Annotated in this window: 15 protein-coding genes; 8 read left to right on the forward strand and 7 right to left on the reverse strand. The window is 31.3% G+C overall.

Annotated features, from left to right (window positions below; all coding sequences use genetic code 11):
- The first annotated feature begins 31 nt into the window (after positions 1-31).
- Positions 32-1,090, forward strand: a complete 1,059-nt coding sequence (locus tag ACN5J3_RS05385; RefSeq protein ID WP_418511038.1) for a glycosyltransferase — start codon at positions 32-34, stop codon at positions 1,088-1,090.
- Here the strand turns inward: ACN5J3_RS05385 and ACN5J3_RS05390 are convergent.
- Together ACN5J3_RS05390 and ACN5J3_RS05395 are read right to left on the reverse strand one after the other, a co-directional pair.
- Positions 1,064-2,104, reverse strand: a complete 1,041-nt coding sequence (locus ACN5J3_RS05390; RefSeq protein ID WP_417290450.1) for a sensor histidine kinase — start codon at positions 2,102-2,104, stop codon at positions 1,064-1,066. The genes ACN5J3_RS05385 and ACN5J3_RS05390 overlap by 27 nt on opposite strands.
- Positions 2,104-2,787: a response regulator transcription factor gene (locus ACN5J3_RS05395; protein WP_418508571.1), complete on the reverse strand. Its 684-nt coding sequence runs from the start codon at positions 2,785-2,787 to the stop codon at positions 2,104-2,106. Before ACN5J3_RS05395 ends, ACN5J3_RS05390 begins: the two co-directional genes overlap by 1 nt.
- Before the next feature lie 268 nt (positions 2,788-3,055).
- On the opposite strand from ACN5J3_RS05395, the gene ACN5J3_RS05400 reads away from it, so the two are divergent.
- From ACN5J3_RS05400 to ACN5J3_RS05415, 4 genes are all read left to right on the forward strand, one after another.
- A complete protein-coding gene (locus ACN5J3_RS05400) occupies positions 3,056-3,391 on the forward strand; it encodes a T9SS type A sorting domain-containing protein (RefSeq protein ID WP_418511039.1) in 336 nt (111 codons plus the stop codon).
- A gap of 105 nt (positions 3,392-3,496) precedes the next feature.
- The gene (locus tag ACN5J3_RS05405; protein WP_418511040.1) at positions 3,497-5,137 is read left to right on the forward strand and encodes a T9SS type A sorting domain-containing protein; all 1,641 of its coding nucleotides are present in this window, start codon (positions 3,497-3,499) and stop codon (positions 5,135-5,137) included.
- A gap of 102 nt (positions 5,138-5,239) precedes the next feature.
- Positions 5,240-6,784 (forward strand): T9SS type A sorting domain-containing protein, encoded by a 1,545-nt coding sequence (locus tag ACN5J3_RS05410; protein WP_418511041.1) that lies wholly within the window; start codon positions 5,240-5,242, stop codon positions 6,782-6,784.
- A 72-nt stretch (positions 6,785-6,856) separates the two neighbouring features.
- Entirely contained in the window at positions 6,857-7,837 is a 981-nt protein-coding gene (locus tag ACN5J3_RS05415; RefSeq protein ID WP_417290642.1) for an acyl transferase, read from the forward strand.
- A gap of 103 nt (positions 7,838-7,940) precedes the next feature.
- Here the strand turns inward: ACN5J3_RS05415 and tyrS are convergent, their stop codons facing one another.
- Positions 7,941-9,248, reverse strand: coding sequence for a tyrosine--tRNA ligase (tyrS, locus tag ACN5J3_RS05420; protein WP_418508578.1), 1,308 nt, complete (start codon positions 9,246-9,248; stop codon positions 7,941-7,943).
- Between the two features lie 87 nt (positions 9,249-9,335).
- Between tyrS and ACN5J3_RS05425 the strand changes: the two genes are divergently transcribed.
- On the forward strand, positions 9,336-10,337 hold the full coding sequence (locus tag ACN5J3_RS05425) for an NAD-dependent epimerase/dehydratase family protein (RefSeq protein WP_418511042.1): 1,002 nt from the start codon (positions 9,336-9,338) through the stop codon (positions 10,335-10,337).
- Between the two features lie 2 nt (positions 10,338-10,339).
- On the opposite strand, the gene ACN5J3_RS05430 is transcribed toward ACN5J3_RS05425, so the two are convergent.
- From ACN5J3_RS05430 to ACN5J3_RS05440, 3 genes are read right to left on the reverse strand one after another with little or no spacing between them, the layout of a single operon-like run.
- The gene (locus ACN5J3_RS05430; protein WP_417290639.1) at positions 10,340-10,798 is read right to left on the reverse strand and encodes a DUF4296 domain-containing protein; all 459 of its coding nucleotides are present in this window, start codon (positions 10,796-10,798) and stop codon (positions 10,340-10,342) included.
- Positions 10,799-10,801: 3 nt separating this feature from the next.
- A complete protein-coding gene (locus ACN5J3_RS05435; RefSeq protein ID WP_418511043.1) occupies positions 10,802-12,148 on the reverse strand; it encodes a dihydroorotase in 1,347 nt (448 codons plus the stop codon).
- 2 nt (positions 12,149-12,150) lie between these two features.
- Positions 12,151-12,873, reverse strand: coding sequence for a polyprenol monophosphomannose synthase (locus ACN5J3_RS05440; RefSeq protein ID WP_344726400.1), 723 nt, complete (start codon positions 12,871-12,873; stop codon positions 12,151-12,153).
- A 151-nt stretch (positions 12,874-13,024) separates the two neighbouring features.
- Here ACN5J3_RS05440 and ACN5J3_RS05445 point away from each other — a divergent pair, with 151 nt between their 5' ends.
- Both ACN5J3_RS05445 and ACN5J3_RS05450 read left to right on the forward strand, forming a co-directional pair.
- Positions 13,025-13,669 (forward strand): DUF4271 domain-containing protein, encoded by a 645-nt coding sequence (locus ACN5J3_RS05445; RefSeq protein ID WP_417290636.1) that lies wholly within the window; start codon positions 13,025-13,027, stop codon positions 13,667-13,669.
- 25 nt (positions 13,670-13,694) lie between these two features.
- Positions 13,695-14,444 (forward strand): uroporphyrinogen-III synthase, encoded by a 750-nt coding sequence (locus tag ACN5J3_RS05450; protein WP_344726404.1) that lies wholly within the window; start codon positions 13,695-13,697, stop codon positions 14,442-14,444.
- A gap of 83 nt (positions 14,445-14,527) precedes the next feature.
- On the opposite strand, the gene ACN5J3_RS05455 is transcribed toward ACN5J3_RS05450, so the two are convergent.
- Complete coding sequence (locus ACN5J3_RS05455; RefSeq protein ID WP_418511044.1) at positions 14,528-15,619, reverse strand: T9SS type A sorting domain-containing protein; 1,092 nt, start codon at positions 15,617-15,619, stop codon at positions 14,528-14,530.
- Between the last annotated feature and the right edge of the window lie 128 nt (positions 15,620-15,747).

The following is a 15,747-nucleotide window of genomic DNA, read 5'->3' on the forward strand; positions in this document are numbered from 1 at the left end:
TAAACTTTATAATACCTGAATATTTAAATTGATGAAAAGGCGAATTTTAGTAGCTCCTTTAAACTGGGGTTTAGGGCACGCAACGCGTTGTATTCCTATAATACACGCCTTGATTACAAACAACTTTGAGCCTATAATTGCTAGTGATGGTGCTGCACTTAATTTATTAAAAAAGGAATTTCCTGATTTACAACATATAAAGCTACCGTCTTACAACATTACGTATTCTAAAAAAGGTGCTTATTTTAAATTAAAGCTACTTAAAGATTCTCCTAAAATGCTAACCACATTAAAGGCTGAAAAAAAGGCTATAAAAAAAATTATTGAAGATTATGATATCTCTGGTATTATTTCTGACAACCGCTTTGGAGTTTCTAGCAAGCATATACCTTCTGTTTTTATAACTCATCAATTACAGGTTTTAAGTGGCAACACAACTTGGTTTAGCTCTAAAATGCATCAAAAAATCATAAAAAAGTTTGATGAATGCTGGGTTCCTGATAATGTAGGAGAACCTAATTTAAGCGGAAAACTAGGACATATCGATATTCCTAAACTCAAGGTTAAACATATAGGCCCATTAAGTAGGCTACAAAAAACACAAAACAGTAAAACGACTTACAGTGCTATGGTATTATTATCTGGTCCTGAACCGCAACGAACATTACTAGAAGAAAAACTACTTGAATCTTTTAAAACTTATAAAGGCTCTGTTTTATTTGTAAGAGGTGTTATTGAAGGTGAACCTCAATCAAAAACACAAGATCACATTACTGTATACAATTATATGACGAGCCAAATGCTTGAAGAGGCTATTAATTCAAGTGCTTTTATTATATCACGATCAGGATACACAACGGTAATGGACTTGGCTCAATTAGGTAAAAAAGCTTTTTTTATACCTACTCCGGGACAATTTGAACAAGAATATTTAGCTGAAAGACTAACTAAAACAGGCTTGGTTCCTAGCTGCAAACAATCTGAATTTAGTATTGACAAATTAAAAGAAATAGATAATTACAAAGGGTTATCTGGCTTTGATTATGAGATAAATTACAAAAAGCTATTCAACCTTTTCAAGACTGAATGAGAACTCACTTCCTACACCTAATTCACTTTCTATATAAATACGCTCATCGTGCGCTTCAATAATATGCTTAACGATAGATAAGCCTAAACCGGAACCTCCTTCTTTTCTTGAGCCACTTTTATCGACCCTGAAGAATCTTTCAAAAATTCTTGATAAATGCTCTTGAGCAATACCTTCTCCATTGTCTGTTACTCTAACTATAACTTTGTTCTTTATTAAGTTTTCTATACTTACTTCTGTAGTTCCTTTTTCTCTACCATATTTGATTGAGTTCACTATCAGATTGGTAAGTACTTGTTGTATACGTTCTTTATCTGCATGAACTATAATAGGATTAGGATAATCCATATCAAAAGTTAGTGTAATCTTTTTCTTGGCAGCTTTCATTTCAAGTAATTCAAAAACACCAGTAACCAGCTCGACAATATCAAAAGATTCTATGTTTAAACTTAAATCACCAACTTCTAACTTGGTAATCATATCTAAATCTTTTACAATGTAAATGAGGCGTTCTACACCTTTATTTGCTCTATTAAGGTATTTGGTTCTTATTTTTTTATCCTCAATAGCTCCATCAATTAAGGTTAACAAATACCCTTGCACGGTAAACAATGGCGTTTTAAGTTCATGAGAAACATTTCCAATAAACTCTTTACGGTATTCCTCTCGTACCTTAAGCGTTTCAATTTCTAGCTTTTTATCTTTTGCATACCTATCAATTTCTCTTGTAAGTCTAGCCATATCTGTAGTAATAGGCTGTTTTGTAAGTGAGGTAGACTCAAGCAATGTAAGATCGTCGTATATTTTTTTTACACGTCTGTATATAAAACGCTCTACACGATATTGTATTATTAAAAAGCATACTATGTACGATATAGCTGCAAATGCTAGTAGAAGAAGATAACTCAATGAATCTTCTATGTATAAAAAAACACTCAAAAGGAGTGTTTGTATGATTGTGATAAAAAGCGAAGTCCTTATCGCAAACTTATATGTTTTTTTTAATTTTTGCATTAGTCTACAAACTTATAGCCTACACCTTTTACAGTTTTAAAAGATTTATCTCCAATTTTTTCTCGTAGTTTTCTAATGTGTACATCTATAGTTCTTCCTCCTACAACTACTTCGTTACCCCAAACTTTGTCTAAAATCTCTTCTCTTTTAAAAACTTTTCCTGGTTTAGATGCTAGCAAAGATAATAATTCAAACTCTTTTCTAGGCAATACAATTTCTTTGTCTTTAAGGGTAATTTTATATTCGTCTCTATCTATTACTAAATGCCCTATCTTTACTTTAGATTCAGCTACTTCTTCATCTTTAAGACGTCTTAATAGTGCTTTTACTTTACTAACCAAAACTTTAGGCTTAATAGGCTTTGTGATATAATCATCTGCACCAGCATCAAAACCTGCTACTTGGGAATAGTCTTCACCACGCGCTGTTAAAAAAGTAATAATGGTGTCTTTTAAATCTGGAATTTTACGTATTTGCTCACAAGCTTCAATACCGTCCATTTCAGGCATCATTACATCAAGAATGATAAGTTGTGGTTTTTCTTTTTTTGCTTTTTTTACAGCTTCAACACCGTTTTCAGCCGTTGATACTTGATAACCTTCAGCAGATAGATTATAACCTACTATTTCTAAAATATCTGGCTCGTCATCTACTAAAAGTATTTTTATATCCTTTTTTTTCATGTGTCTTTGTATTTTATTTCAATAATCACATGTAACATCTAAAAAAAACAAAAGCGCTTATAACAAGTAGATGTTGCATTTATATGTTATTTTAGTGAGTAAAGATAAAATTAATAAAGATGTCTTATTACAAATATAAGATTAATAACAATAACGTAACGTATAACTTACACTGACATAAAATTACCTTTACCTTCTATTGGGTTTAACTTTTTTTTGGTATAAATTTTGAATACATATTAGTATCTTTAATTTATATCTTTATTATATGGCACATAAAATTACACTTTATCTATGTTTTATATTTAGCATGCTGATTGCTGAAAGTGCTTTTAGCCAATCTTTGTATGAAAACAATACTCCTGTTGAAAACATTGAAGGCTTATCTATATACCCAAATCCTGTAAGTAATGGCAAAGTATATATTATAACAAAAGGAAATTTCAACAAGGAAATAGAGATTTATAATGTTTTAGGAAAACGTATTTTAAAAAAAACTCTTACTTCTAAAGAGTTAAATGTAGCTCAATTAAAAGAAGGCGTATATATTCTTAAAGTTACAGAAAAGAACGTAACAGCCACCAGAAAGCTTATTATAAAGTAACACTAACATTATCTTATTGTAAAAAAGCGACTTAAACACTTCACGCATTGGTATAAATGCTAAAATCTCTGTATATTTGTTATTCAAATTTTTATATAAGATATTATGAAGAAACTTTACTTTTTATTATTTGCTTTAACAGCTTGTTTTACTTTCGGCCAAAACATAGCTGTAAATGGTGGTTTTGAAACATGGAGCACAGGTGTTTTAGGAACTTGGTCTTCAGAGTCTGGAACTACAATAACACAAGAGACTACTACTGTAGCCGAAGGTTCTTTTGCTGCTAATTTTGAAGTTACAACAGCTAGTCAAGGAGATACAGATTTTAGACAATCTATTAGTGTTGTTGCTGGTGTAGTATATAATGTTTCTGTACAAATTTACCAATTAGACAATGGTAGTAGAGCAAGACTTTATGCTGGAGATTACCGAAATTATTCTGATGAATCATTGTTAAATCAATGGCAAACTGTTTCTTATGAATATACAGCTGATGCTACTGGCGATGTTGAATTCGGCCTTAGATTTTATGACATTTCTGCTAACTTCACAGGATCTTCAGTAATGATTGTTGATGATTTTAGAGTTGAAGCTCAAACAACTCCATCTATAGCTGTTTTATCTCCTGCAGATAACTCAACAGTTGTTAGTGGTGATGTTGATATTGAATTAAGCATACAAAACTTTATTGTTGCTAACGGTACTGGAGATGGTCATATTCACTATACTGTTGATGGTGGTGGAATTGTAATGAAATATGATACAGACCCAATCAGTTTAACAGGTTTAGCTGATGGTGAACACACAGTAGATTTAGAGTTAGTTAATAACTCTCACGCTTCTTTTGACCCTGCGATTACAACCTCTGTAACATTTACAGTTTCTTCTGTAACTCAAGTTGCTGATTTAGCTGCCTTACGCGCTGATGTTGCAACAAATGGCACTGGTGGTTTCTACGAAATAATGAGTACACCAACTATTACATATACAAGAACAAATAGAAATCAAAAATATGCTCAAGACACGAGTGGCACTGGGATTTTAATTGATGATTCAGCAGGAACAATCACTACAACTTTCGCTATTGGTGATGGAATTAGTGGTTTAGTTGGTCAAACATCTGAATTTAATGGTGTGCTACAATTTGTGCCTTCTGCAGATGCTTCTGTAGCTGTTGGTGCAACAGTTACTCCTGAAGTTGTAACTATCGCTACATTATTGACTAACTGGGAAGATTACGAATCTAAATTAATCCAAATTAATCAAGCAACATTTTTTGACGCTGGTAGCACGTTTGCTGCTAGTGCTGACTATGATTTAATGGACACTTCTTCTAGAGGTGGTGTTTCTATTATAAACTTTAGAACAAATTTTGCTGAAGCAGATTACATAGGTGAAACTATTCCTTCTGGAGCAAATGACATTGTAGTATTTGTTGGAGAGTTTGGAGGTTCTCCTCAAGTTACTGCCCGTTCTTTAACAGACTTAACTTTATCTAGAGTTAATTTCAATGCTAATAATGAATTTAATATTTACCCTAACCCTGTAACAAATGGAACTGTAAATATTTCAAGCAGTTCTAACGAAGCAATAAAAGTTGCTGTATATGATATTCTAGGAAAACAAGTATTAAATAACACATTAACTAATAACACATTAAATGTTTCATCTTTAAATTCTGGTGTTTACATTTTAAGGCTATCTCAAAACAACAATACAGTTAGCAAAAAACTTGTTATCAAGTAATTACTAACTTTACATTATCAAATCATTAAAAGCCAACTATTGAGTTGGCTTTTTTTGTTTATGGCACTACTTTTACCCCCAAATAAATCACAAATTTTAATCATGAAAAACATTTACTTTTTAATTTTTACTTTGTTGACATCAATAATGTCATTTGGACAAGGTTTAGAAGATTTCACAAACTCTAACGCCACCAGCAACTATGGAACAAACTCTTTTGTTGGCAATAATGGTATTACTTGGTCTTATGTGGCATCAAGAGATGGAAATTCTGACGATAATGGTTCAGGAATAACACTACCTGCATTAATGTTAAGACGCTCATCAAACAATAGCAAAATAACTTCTAGTTCTATTACAGGCGGAATAGGAAATTTTTCTGTAAAACTTTATAAAGGATTTACCGGAGGAGGAAGTAGACAAGTTGAACTATTTATTAATGGTACATCTTATGGAACTTCTGAAGCTTTTGACGATTATGATGAACATGTCTTTACTGTTCTAAATATAAATGAACCTATTAATTCTGTTATTGAAATTGTAAATGTTACTAGTAAGCAAGTTATTATTGATGATATTTCTTGGACAGGTTTCTCTACATCTTGTGGTATTACTTTAGGTACAGCCACATACACATGTGCAACAAGCACTATTGGAGACAATAACGACAATGTAACAGTAAATATTCCTTACACAGGAGTAGATGCTACTATAACTAATGTTTTAACAACTTTTGGCACTGTTGGTGGAAATAACCCTGCTGTAACAGAAAATGGTACAATCACAATCACTGGACTTTCTGAAGGCGATAATTGGGATGTAAGTTTTCAAGGCGGTGACTGTTCAGTAATTTCATCATCAGGAACCGTTCCTGCAGATCATTGCGAACCTACACAAACAACATGTTTTGACTTAAGCAATGGAACTGAAAAATTTGAAATATTCACTAACACAGAAAACACTAACGGCGATATTTGGACATTAAGCAGTGGCACTTACAACATGAACGGATACTGTGGTGGTGGATGCGCTGAACCTGTAAACTCTTGGTTACTTTTTGGGCCTCTAGACATGAGCGGCGTAACAGACCTTACATTAAAGTTTGATGCTCAAGAAAATTATGGAGATACACCACTAGCAGTAAACTACACAGCAAACTATTCTGGTTGCCCTGATGATACAACGTGGTCACTTTTACAAACAATCACAGAAAGTGATGAAGGACTTGTAGAAGTTGATTTATCAAGCTTATCTGGAACAGATGTATTTATTAGTATTCAATATTTAGATGACGGTGCTGATGGTTATTCTGATTGGAATTTATCTAATGTTGAGTTAGTCACTTACAGCAACTGTCCTGTATTAGGAACCAGACCTACATCTAGCTGCGAATCTTTATCAACTGTTAATGTAACTACAAATGTGTTTTCTGTATTTCCTAATCCAACAAACACAGGATTTGTGAACATTACTAGTGCTTCAAACGAAAAAATTAATGTAATAGTATTTGATATGTTAGGCAAACAAGTATTATCAAATACGATTTCAAACAATACACTTAATGTATCAACATTACATGCTGGTATATACATAGTCAACATTAATCAAAACGGACAAACAGCTACAAAAAAACTAGTAGTTAAATAATCTTTTTTTTAATACAATTTTAAAAAGCGTTACCACTGGTAGCGCTTTTTATTTTTATATACTTTTGTACTTATGATAAACACCTATGATATTTTTAATATAAAAACTCAAAAAGAGTTTGAAACTATGGCGCTTTCGGTTTTTAAACATCAATTTGAAAACAATGCAACATATAGATCATTTTGTGATTTATTATACATACACCCAAGTGACATAAAAGACATAAAAGAAATACCTTTTTTACCTATTCAGTTTTTTAAAACACACGCTATTATTTCATCTCAAAAATCCATAGAGAAAACCTTTACTAGCTCTGGCACGACAGGAAGTGTTAGCAGCAAACACCATGTGACTAATCTTGACGTATATGAAAATAGTTTTAAAAAAGCTTTTGAGGTTTTTTATGGTGACATATCAGAATACACAGTTTTGGCATTATTACCATCTTATTTAGAAAGAGAAGGTTCTTCTTTAATTTATATGGTAGATGACTTAATAAAATCTTCAAAAGAGCCTAAAAGTGGATTTTATCTTGACAATTTATCAGAACTAAAAGAAACACTAATCACGCTTGATAATAGTGGTAAAAAGGTATTATTAATAGGTGTTTCGTTTGCCTTATTAGACTTAATAGCAAGCTATTCTTTTAACCTTAAAAACACTATTGTTATGGAAACTGGCGGTATGAAAGGCAGAAGAAAAGAAATGATTAGACAAGAACTTCATACTGAATTAAAAAAAGGTTTTGGCGTTGATGCTATTCATAGTGAATATGGTATGACCGAATTATTAAGTCAGGCTTACTCACATGGCCATGGTATTTTTAAATGCCCTAACTGGATGAAAATACTTACACGCGATACCGAAGATGCCTTAACCATACAAGACACTAATAAAACAGGCGGAATAAACGTAATAGATCTTGCCAATATAAACTCTTGCTCTTTTATAGCGACTCAAGATTTAGGTCGCGTACATGATGATAACTCCTTTGAAATTATAGGAAGATTTGATAATTCTGATATTAGAGGATGTAATTTAATGGTTCTGTAAGGAAACAAATATTATTACGACTAATATAACAGCTAAGAAAAAGAAAGATTTTTTAGTTGGTTGGTTAATTGTAAACGCCTGATAAAATTTATCAGGCGTTTTTTTATGAAACTACAATAATGTAAGTGTTTTTCTTTCCTTTATTAATTATAATATACTTGTCGTTTATTAAATCATCTACAGTTAACTGGTAGTCTTCTTTTACTTTTTCTTTATTGACTGACACAGAATTTTCTTTTAAAGCACGGCGCGCTTCTCCGTTAGAGTTTAAAAAGTTTGTTTTTGCCGAAAGTGCTGCAATCATATCAATCCCAGACTCTATGTCTTCTCTTGTTACAGTTGCTTGAGGCACGCCTTCAAAAACATCTAAAAACGTATTCTCATCTAGTGTTTTAATGTCTGTTTTAAAAGATTTACTAAATAAAATATTTGATGCTTTTTCAGCTGTTTCAAAGTCTTCTTTGCTATGCACAAATGTTGTTACTTCTTCTGCTAGCTTTTTTTGCAATGCTCTAAAACCAGGATTTTCTTTATGCGTTTTTATTAGCTCATCAATAGTTTCTTTATCTAAAAACGTAAATATTTTAATATATTTTTCAGCATCTTCATCACTGGTATTTAACCAAAACTGGTAAAATTTATACACCGAAGTTTTATCAGCATTTAACCAAATATTTCCACCTTCTGATTTTCCGAATTTAGATCCGTCAGCTTTAGTAATTAACGGGCAAGTCATTGCATAGGCTTTTGCTTCTTCACCAACATTCATACGTCTTACAAGCTCTGTACCTGTTGTTATATTTCCCCATTGATCACTTCCTCCCATTTGTAATAAGCAATTATATTCTTTGTACAAATGGTAAAAATCATACCCTTGAATTAACTGGTAAGTAAATTCTGTAAATGACATTCCTATGCTACCTTCTTCTCCTGAAAAACGCTTTTTTACAGAGTCTTTAGCCATCATATAATTTACGGTAATACGCTTACCTACATCACGGGCAAAATCTATAAAACTAAAATTTTTCATCCAGTCGTAGTTGTTTACTAATACTGGAGCATTTTTTGCAGTAGAATCAAAATCTAAAAATCTTGACAACACATTTTTAATTCCAGCTACATTACGATTTAAAGTAGCTTCGTCTAGCAAATTACGTTCGTCACTTTTTCCTGAAGGATCTCCTATCATTCCAGTTGCTCCACCAACTAATGCAATAGGCTTATGTCCTGCTTTTTCTAAATGCACTAACAGTATTATAGGCACTAAACTACCAATATGTAATGCATCTGATGTTGGATCAAAACCAATATAAGCGGTTGTCATTTCTTTACTCAATTGGTCTTCTGTCCCAGGCATGATATCATGCACCATTCCTCGCCATCGTAATTCTTCTACTAAATTGTTTGCCATAATTTCTAAATCATATTTAATGGTAACAAAGATAAAAATCAATGCATAAAACCTAAACGTTTATGAATAATTCTTTACTTTAGTTTTATGATTTTAGTTACAGGAGGCACAGGTTTAGTTGGATCGCATTTATTATATCAACTTGTTAATAATAATGAGCAAGTAAAAGCTATTTATAGAAATAAAAAGAAGCTAGAAATTGTAAAAAAGGTATTTTCTTATTATTCTGAAAATAACGAGGTTTTATTCAATAAAATTACTTGGATTCAGGCTGATTTACTTGACATCCCTGCTTTATCTGAAGCTTTTGTTGATATTAGTCATGTATACCATTGTGCGGCTTTTGTAAGTTTTGAACCTAATAAATATCATTTATTACGTAAAACAAATATTGATGGAACAGCAAACATAGTAAACTTATGCATTGCGAGTAATGTAAAAAAGCTATGTTATGTAAGTTCTGTAGCAACTCTTGGAAAAGCTAGTTTAGGAAAAACAATAGATGAAAACACTTATTGGAATCCTGAAGCTGACAACAGTGTTTACGGAATAACCAAATACGGTGCTGAAATTGAGGTTTGGCGAGGCACTCAAGAAGGCTTAAATGCCGTGATTGTAAACCCAGGTGTAATTATAGGTGGTGGTATTTGGAATCATGGTAGCGGTTTTATTTTTAAAAAAGTGCATAAAGGACTTTCTTATTACACAAAAGGACATGTGGGTTATGTTGGTGTTTCTGATGTTGTTTCTATAATGACAAAACTCATGAAAAGCGACATTATTAATGAACGCTTTATTTTGGTATCAGAAAACCTATCTTATAAAACTTTTTTATCACTGGTAGCAAAACATCTTAACGTAAAACCTCCTACAAAAAAGGCAAGTGACTTTTTGTTACAAATAGGTTGGCGATTAGATTGGTTATATAGTAAAATAACAAGAAAACGCCGAAGCTTGAGTAAGCAATTAGCACATACGCTTACATCAAAAAGCATTTACAATAATGCTAAAATAGTAGATGCTTTAAACTATGATTTTTCTCCGGTTGAAGATGAGATTTTAAAAGTCGCTAAACAGTTTCACAAATAAAACTACAGTATTTTAACTGGCTTCTTCTTTTTATTTTTAGTGTTTTTCAGTTTTAAAGAATCTCCTTTATTTTTTCTATCTATAGAGTCTTTCTCTCTTCTCTTCATTAACTCTTCATTCTCTTTCTCTTGATAAATATCTTTAAGCGTATTCAAGCTATCACTTACATGATTTAATATTTCTGTGTAAACTTCAGAGTTATAAGCGTAATATTGATTGCTTAAAGCAAATTGTAAACTATCTATATGATGTTTTTTGTAAATAAACGCTTTTGGTGATGACACATTGTTTTCTAATGTTTTTTTATTAACGCCTTTTGCTGAAGATATTAAAGATAAGTCAATTAACACATTTACCATCTCCTGTTTAGAAAGAAGATTGTCAGGTTTATCTGGTTTATCTATTCCTTTACAAGCACTTATTAATACAAGTATTACAAAAAGTCGTATTACATTTTTCATAGTCTACCTATTAAACGTTAGTCGTTTAGCCGCTTTTACACCATTAAACTTAAAATGTTCATAAACCAACTGACCATTTAAAATAGTGTGTGTAACTCTAGACTTAAAAGTTGAACCCTCAAAAGGAGACCATTTACATTTATATAAAATGTTTTCCTTTTTTACTGTCCATGGATTGTTTAAATCTACAATAACCAAATCAGCAAAATACCCTTCTTTTACATAGCCTCTTTTTTCTACCTGAAATAAAATAGCTGGGTTATGACACATTTTTTCAACCAGTTTAGGCAAAGATATTTTGTCATTATGATATGCTTCTAGCATAGCTACTAATGCATGCTGAACCAATGGTCCTCCAGAAGGCGCTTTTGTATAAACATTTTGTTTTTCTTCTAGTGTATGTGGTGCATGGTCTGTTGCTATAACATCTATTCTGTCATCTAGTAACGCTTTCCATAAATCATCACGATCTTTAGTGGTTTTTACTGCTGGATTCCACTTAATTAAAGTTCCTTTAGTATCATAGTCTTCATTAGAAAACCACAAATGATGAACACAAACCTCGGCTGTGATTTTCTTATCTTTTAAAGGCACTTTATTTGAAAACAAATTTGTTTCCTTTCCTGTTGATAAATGAAAAACATGCAGTCTTGCTCCTGTTTTCTTTGCTAATTCTATAGCGCGTGATGATGACAAATAACACGCTTGCTCACTGCGAATATTTGGGTGAAATTTTACTGGAATGTCATCGCCATATTCAGACTTATAAATCTCTAAATTATTCTTTATAGTGGCTTCATCTTCACAATGTACTGATATAACCATATCGGTACTTGAAAAAATATTTTCAATAACTTCTGGGTCATCTACAAGCATGTTTCCTGTTGAAGATCCTAAAAACAACTTTAAGCCAGCAACTTCTTTTGTGTTTACCTTTTTTATTTCTTCAAGGTTATCATTGGTTCCTCCAAACATAAAAGAATAATTCGCATATGATGATTGTGAAGCTATGTCAAATTTATCATTTAGCGCATCAATGGTTGTTGTTTGAGGGCTTGTATTTGGCATTTCTATAAACGAAGTAATTCCACCTGCGATGGCAGCTTTAGACTCGGTTTCTATATTTGCTTTATGTGTTAAGCCTGGTTCTCTAAAATGCACTTGATCATCAATAACACCAGGTAGCACGTAATTACCTTCTGCATCTATTACTTTTACATCGGCAGATTTTGCACTTATAGAGCTTGCTATTTCTTTTATAGAATCGCCTTCTATAAGAATATCTCCTTCTGTAACTTTACCTTCGTTAACAATTTTAGCATTTTTTATAAGAACTGTTTTTTCTGCCATAATCATCTTTTAAATAAACTTTTTATTTTCATGTTTATCACTCCAAATATAGCTTCTGAAATGATACCACCACTCATTTTTGATTTTCCTTTTGCTCTATCTGTAAAAATTACAGGAACCTCAACAATATTAAACTTTTTTAAGTACGCTTTAAATTTCATTTCAATCTGGAAAGCGTAACCAACAAATTTGATATTATTTAAATCTATTGTTTCTAAAACATCGCGTTTATAACATACAAAACCCGCAGTTGTGTCATGTATTTTCATACCAGTTACAAATCGTACATATTTTGACGCAAAATATGATAAAAGTATCCTGCTCATTGGCCAATTTACTACATTGACACCTTTTACATATCTAGAGCCTATTGCCACATCTGCTTGATTATTATGACAAGCATTATAGAGTTTTATTAAGTCGTTTGGGTTATGTGAAAAATCAGCATCCATTTCAAAAACATACTCATAATTCTCTTTCAGGCTCCATTTAAAACCAGCAATATACGCGGTTCCCAAACCTGTTTTTTCCTGCCTTTGTAACAAAAATAACTTGTCTTTGTAAACGTCTTGAAGTTCTATAACTTTTTTTGCAGTACCATCTGGCGAATTATCATCTACCACAAGAATATGAAACATATCGCTACATGAAAATACAGCATGAATTATTGCCTCTATATTCTCTATTTCGTTGTAGGTAGGAATTATGACAATGGCGTCCTTCATCTAACTTTTAAAATTACTTCTTAATGGCGACAAATGCAACAGGTGTGAAACATTTTAATTTCAGCAAATGTACATCATTTAAAATTGACTTTTTTTTAAATATTCCTTAAAAAAAGACAAGCTGTAATATTATTTGTAATAATTTTACAACATGCTTCGCGAAATGTTTTCAAATGAATTATTTACCGTGCTCATTATTATTGGGCTTGTTTGTATTGGTATTGCCAAGGCTACAAACGGCAAACGATTTCATGACTTTACGCAAGTTGTTTGGAACTCAAAATATCTTAAAATATATTCTAAAGATCAAAAGTTTGTTGATGGTTTTGATGCTCTATTGTTTACAAACCTTGTTATTTCTTTATCAATTTTTCTTTTCCTTTGTGTAAAAAGCTTTTATGCAATCACCGATTACAGCAACACGCTTGTTATCAAAGTTTTAGTTGGTGTAGCTTCATTTTTTCTTATAAAAATATTACTAGAACGACTAATAGGCAGCCTGTTTGAAATTGATAATTTTGTTGATAATTTTCTTTTTCAAAAAATAAGCTACACAAACTTTTTAGGACTTGTTTTAATACCTATAAACGCGCTAATGCTATACACATTAGAGTCTCACAACATTGCCATATACATTGCGTTTTCTTTATTGCTTTTGGTTTTATGTATTGGGCTAATAACCTCATTTAAAATGCACCAAAACATAATAAAAAAGAACTTGTTTTATTTTATTTTGTATCTTTGCGCACTTGAAATCACACCTTATATTATTTTATATAAGTTTCTTATAGAATAATTAAGACTCTAAATGACAAAACCATATGAAAGTGAAAACAATTTTAGTATCTCAACCAGAACCTAAAATAGAAAATTCGCCTTATTTTGATCTTCAGGAAAAGCAAAAAGTAAAAATTGATTTCAGACCATTTATTCATGTTGAAGGTGTAGATGCTAAAGAAATTAGATTACAAAAAGTTGATTTAAAAAATTATACAGCCATTATCTTAACTAGTAGAAATGCTGTTGATCACTTTTTTAGAGTAGCTGAAGAAATGCGTTTTAAAGTTCCTGACACCATGAAATATTTCTGTCAGTCTGAAGCTGTTGCTTATTACCTTCAAAAATATGTTGTTTACAGAAAACGTAAAATATATGTTGGTAAGCGTACTTTTTCTGATTTATCTCCACTAATCAAAAAATACAAAGGCGAGAAGTTTTTATTACCAACTACAGACAAATTAAAGCCTGAAGTTCCTGAAACTTTAAACGCTTTAAATGTAGAATGGAAAGAAGCTATTTTTTACAAAACTGTAATTAGTGACTTATCAGATTTGGCAAATGTTTATTATGACATTTTAGTGTTTTTTAGCCCTTCTGGAATTGAATCATTATTTCACAATTTCCCAGATTTTAAACAAAATGACACACGTATTGCTGTTTTTGGTAACACAACAATCAAGGCTGTTGAAGAACGCGGATTAAGAGTTGATATTGCAGCTCCAACACCTGAAACACCATCTATGACAATGGCTCTTGAAAAGTATATAAAAGATACTAATAAGAAGAAATAACCTATTTTCCTTCAAAATATAAAAAAAGCACAACATTTAAGTTGTGCTTTTTTTATTGAATTAGTTTAGTTTGAATTGTAATATTACTTAACTATAAGTTTTTTTGTTTCTGTACTTGTGCTAGACGAAACCCTTGTAATATAAACACCAGATTGTAGTGATGAAATATTTAAGCTATTGTCTCCAAATGTTAAAGGTTTTGACAACACTTTACGTCCAGTAATGTTGTAAATTTCAATAGTAGCCGTTGCTAAAGTTACATTTACATTGAGAGTGTTTTTTGCTGGGTTTGGATATAATGAAAAAGTACTAAAATCTATTTCATTAATATTCAAAGTTAGATTATCACATTCAATCTGATTTGCAACAAAATTACTATTACCATCTTTCTCCCAAACAGCTACATTAGTTAAATAAGCTGCATTTGGATCATCAACAAAAACACATTTTAAATCACTATTAAATGTTCCTATAAATGACGTTACATTTACATTATTACCATTACGTAAATCTAAACTTGTCATTCCATTACCTCCAACATTTATTTCCGTTAAAGCACCATTACTAGAAAGGTCTAAACTTGTAAGTTGATTTTGTCTAACGTTAATAGTTTCTAATCCTAAATTTGCAGAAACATCAAAACTACTTAAATCGTTATCCTTTACATTAGCATCAACCAAGGTTGTTAAACCTGTAATGTTTATACTTGTTATATTATTACACTCTTCAGTATTTAAATCTGCTAATAATACATTACTTGTTAAATCTAAAGTTGTTAAGTTTAAAGAGTATGAAACGTTTAGTTTTGTTAAGTTTACATTTCCAGATAAATCTAATGTAGAGATATCTGAATCACTTAAATTTAAATCGTTAAGAGCTAAATTTGAAGTTAAATCAATTGTTGTAAATGTGTTTCCTGAAGACTTCAATGCGGTTAAATTAACAAAAGCCTCAATACCTGTCATATCTGCAATTCCTAATCCAGATAAATCTATAAAAGATGTTCTAGCTGCAGCATCTGCAGTTAAGATTTGACCATTTACAGTAGCATCAGAATCTATACCTAAATTTACTAATTCCTGTTCAAAATTAGCATCTGGTATAGATGTTACTTGAGCAAACATAAGTGTTTGAAACGCAATAAATATTGCTATAAAGTAAGTAGTTTTTTTCATATTATACGTGGTTAAAATTACATGCATATAAAGTTACCTCATAATAATTATGTAAACAAAAAATGCGAATGCATTACACCTAATTTTATTGTATTTCAGCTATTTATGACCGCGCTATAAATGCAAAA

Origin of the sequence: Corallibacter sp., assembly GCF_048381695.1 — a bacterium.
Classification (GTDB): domain Bacteria; phylum Bacteroidota; class Bacteroidia; order Flavobacteriales; family Flavobacteriaceae; genus Corallibacter; species Corallibacter vietnamensis.

Excerpts from the sequence above, each read along its gene's own strand:
- ACN5J3_RS05395 (WP_418508571.1), bottom strand. The coding sequence starts at position 2,787 with ATGAAAAAAAAGGATATAAAAATACTTTTAGTAGATGACGAGCCAGAT.
- ACN5J3_RS05385 (WP_418511038.1), top strand. The coding sequence starts at position 32 with ATGAAAAGGCGAATTTTAGTAGCTCCTTTAAACTGGGGTTTAGGGCAC.
- ACN5J3_RS05410 (WP_418511041.1), top strand. The coding sequence starts at position 5,240 with ATGAAAAACATTTACTTTTTAATTTTTACTTTGTTGACATCAATAATG.
- ACN5J3_RS05405 (WP_418511040.1), top strand. The coding sequence starts at position 3,497 with ATGAAGAAACTTTACTTTTTATTATTTGCTTTAACAGCTTGTTTTACT.
- ACN5J3_RS05400 (WP_418511039.1), top strand. The coding sequence starts at position 3,056 with ATGGCACATAAAATTACACTTTATCTATGTTTTATATTTAGCATGCTG.
- ACN5J3_RS05445 (WP_417290636.1), top strand. The coding sequence starts at position 13,025 with ATGCTTCGCGAAATGTTTTCAAATGAATTATTTACCGTGCTCATTATT.
- ACN5J3_RS05390 (WP_417290450.1), bottom strand. The coding sequence starts at position 2,104 with ATGCAAAAATTAAAAAAAACATATAAGTTTGCGATAAGGACTTCGCTT.
- tyrS (WP_418508578.1), bottom strand. The coding sequence starts at position 9,248 with ATGGCAAACAATTTAGTAGAAGAATTACGATGGCGAGGAATGGTGCAT.
- ACN5J3_RS05435 (WP_418511043.1), bottom strand. The coding sequence starts at position 12,148 with ATGGCAGAAAAAACAGTTCTTATAAAAAATGCTAAAATTGTTAACGAA.
- ACN5J3_RS05450 (WP_344726404.1), top strand. The coding sequence starts at position 13,695 with ATGAAAGTGAAAACAATTTTAGTATCTCAACCAGAACCTAAAATAGAA.
- ACN5J3_RS05415 (WP_417290642.1), top strand. The coding sequence starts at position 6,857 with ATGATAAACACCTATGATATTTTTAATATAAAAACTCAAAAAGAGTTT.
- ACN5J3_RS05425 (WP_418511042.1), top strand. The coding sequence starts at position 9,336 with ATGATTTTAGTTACAGGAGGCACAGGTTTAGTTGGATCGCATTTATTA.
- ACN5J3_RS05440 (WP_344726400.1), bottom strand. The coding sequence starts at position 12,873 with ATGAAGGACGCCATTGTCATAATTCCTACCTACAACGAAATAGAGAAT.
- ACN5J3_RS05430 (WP_417290639.1), bottom strand. The coding sequence starts at position 10,798 with ATGAAAAATGTAATACGACTTTTTGTAATACTTGTATTAATAAGTGCT.
- ACN5J3_RS05455 (WP_418511044.1), bottom strand. The coding sequence starts at position 15,619 with ATGAAAAAAACTACTTACTTTATAGCAATATTTATTGCGTTTCAAACA.